We start from the raw sequence: 2,424 nt of genomic DNA, 5'->3' as shown, positions 1-2,424 counted from the left end.
ATAAGGAAGCCGTAGAGAAATCGAGTCTTAAGAGGGCGCGAGTCGCTGGGAGTAGACCCGAAACCGGGCGATCTAGCCATGTGCAGGATGAAGGTTGGGTAACACCAAGTGGAGGTCCGAACCGGGTAATGTTGAAAAATTATCGGATGACGTGTGGCTAGGAGTGAAAGGCTAATCAAGCCCGGAGATAGCTGGTTCTCCCCGAAAGCTATTTAGGTAGCGCCTCGTGAATGATTGCTGGGGGTAGAGCACTGTTTCGGCTAGGGGGCTGTCATGGCTTACCAAACCGATGCAAACTCCGAATACTGGCTAATTGAATCACGGGAGACACACGGCGGGTGCTAACGTCCGTCGTGAAGAGGGCAACAACCCAGACCGCCAGCTAAGGTCCCGAAGTGATGATTAAGTGGGAAACGATGTGGGAAGGCATAGACAGCCAGGAGGTTGGCTTAGAAGCAGCCACCCTTTAAAGAAAGCGTAATAGCTCACTGGTCGAGTCGGCCTGCGCGGAAGATGTAACGGGGCTAAAATCATCCACCGAAGCTGCGGATGTGCACTTGAGTGCACGTGGTAGGGGAGCGTTCTGTAGGCTGAAGAAGGTAGATTGAGAAGTCTGCTGGAGGTATCAGAAGTGCGAATGCTGACATGAGTAACGATAAAGAAGGTGAAAAACCTTCTCGCCGGAAGTCCCAGGTTTCCTGCACGACGTTAATCGGAGCAGGGTGAGTCGGCCCCTAAGGCGAGGCAGAGATGCGTAGTTGATGGGAACCAGGTTAATATTCCTGGACTTTTTATAAGTGGTGAAGTGGGGACGAAGAAGGCTAGGTGAGCCGGGCGATGGTTGTCCTGGTACTTGCATGTAGGCTGAGAGACCTGGCAAATCCGGTTTCTTATAAGGCTGAGGTGCGAAGTGGTTTCGACACTACGGTGTGCGAAGAAGTCATTGAAGCCAAGCTTCCAGGAAAAGCTGCTAGCCATAACTTATAGAGAACCGTACCGCAAACCGACACAGGTGGACAAGTAGAGTATACTAAGGCGCATGAGAGAACTCGGGTGAAGGAACTAGGCAAAATGGTACCGTAACTTCGGGAGAAGGTACGCCCTTTTGGGTGAGCTGCTTTACGTAGTGAGCTTGAGAGGGCCGCAGAGACCAGGTGGCTGCGACTGTTTATTAAAAACACAGCACTCTGCAAATTCGTAAGAAGACGTATAGGGTGTGACGCCTGCCCGGTGCCGGAAGGTTAATTGATGGGGTTATCCTGCCACCAGATTGTTCGTCAATCAAGGCGTGGTGTGAAGAGATGAAGGAGTTTACATAGGTAAATGACTGAGTTGATGAGCATCACAACGCGGAGTGACGAGGAATGTGGTGGCAGGAGAAGCTCTTGATCGAAGCCCCGGTAAACGGCGGCCGTAACTATAACGGTCCTAAGGTAGCGAAATTCCTTGTCGGGTAAGTTCCGACCTGCACGAATGGCGTAACGATGGCCACACTGTCTCCACCCGAGACTCAGTGAAATTGAAATCGCTGTGAAGATGCAGTGTACCCGCGGCTAGACGGAAAGACCCCGTGAACCTTTACTATAGTTTTGCACTGGACTTTGATGATGACTGTGTAGGATAGGTGGGAGGCTAAGAAGTACGGACGCCAGTTCGTATGGAGCCGCCCTTGAAATACCACCCTGTTGTTATTGAGGTTCTAACTTGGTCCAGTAATCCTGGATGAGGACAGTGTATGATGGGTAGTTTGACTGGGGCGGTCTCCTCCCAAAGAGTAACGGAGGAGCACAAAGGTACCCTCGGTACGGTCGGACATCGTACCAAGAGTGTAAAGGCATAAGGGTGCTTGACTGCGAGAGTGACGGCTCGAGCAGGTACGAAAGTAGGTCTTAGTGATCCGGTGGTTCTGAATGGAAGGGCCATCGCTCAACGGATAAAAGGTACTCCGGGGATAACAGGCTGATACCGCCCAAGAGTTCATATCGACGGCGGTGTTTGGCACCTCGATGTCGGCTCATCACATCCTGGGGCTGAAGCAGGTCCCAAGGGTATGGCTGTTCGCCATTTAAAGTGGTACGCGAGCTGGGTTTAGAACGTCGTGAGACAGTTCGGTCCCTATCTGCCGTGGGCGTAGGAAAATTGAGAGGAGCTGCTCCTAGTACGAGAGGACCGGAGTGGACGAACCTCTGGTGTACCGGTTGTCACGCCAGTGGCATTGCCGGGTAGCTAAGTTCGGACGGGATAACCGCTGAAAGCATCTAAGCGGGAAGCCTCCCTCAAGATGAGTTTTCCCATGAAGCCCGTTGAAGACTACGACGTTGATAGGCGAGGTGTGGAAGCGCAGTAATGTGTGAAGCTAACTCGTACTAATTGGCTGATTGTCTTGACCATATAACCTGAGTAACTTCAGGTTATCCTGAATGT

At 51.9% G+C, this 2,424-nt stretch carries 1 rRNA gene; it reads left to right on the top strand.

The features are described 5' to 3' along the window. Positions 1-2,391: ribosomal RNA gene (locus T345_RS0110675) — 23S ribosomal RNA — on the top strand; the annotation flags it as partial. Positions 2,392-2,424: the final 33 nt, after the last annotated feature.

This window comes from Legionella fairfieldensis ATCC 49588 (assembly GCF_000621525.1).
GTDB lineage: Bacteria > Pseudomonadota > Gammaproteobacteria > Legionellales > Legionellaceae > Tatlockia > Tatlockia fairfieldensis.
The sequence above is the reverse complement of the archived record's forward strand: the minus strand, read 5'-3'. Positions and strand labels throughout refer to the sequence as shown.